Consider the following 336-nt stretch of genomic DNA (forward strand, 5'->3'; position numbering starts at 1 on the left):
TCAGCCGCCTTCAGGCGGCTGTGTGTTGAAACCGTTGCGCTTTTCGATTGTTGCCATTAGTATATTCAGCCGCCTTCAGGCGGCTGTGTGTTGAAACAGCAATATGCGTAAATCCTTATGACCGCTGATTTTCAGCCGCCTTCAGGCGGCTGTGTGTTGAAACAAAGTAAGGCATTTAGTGGCACAAGGTCGTCTAAACCAGCCGGCTGAGTGTTGAAACTCTGCCACCGTATCTCATGTCTGAGTAGGGAAGAGGGCTGTATGTTCAAATATCGTCCAAGCAGGCCACTTTTCTTTTGATTCTTCGCTTTCTGAAGCATTAGTGAAAGCAGTAGA

Source organism: Neisseria sp. HMSC078C12 (assembly GCF_001838065.1).
Taxonomy (GTDB): Bacteria; Pseudomonadota; Gammaproteobacteria; order Burkholderiales; family Neisseriaceae; genus Neisseria.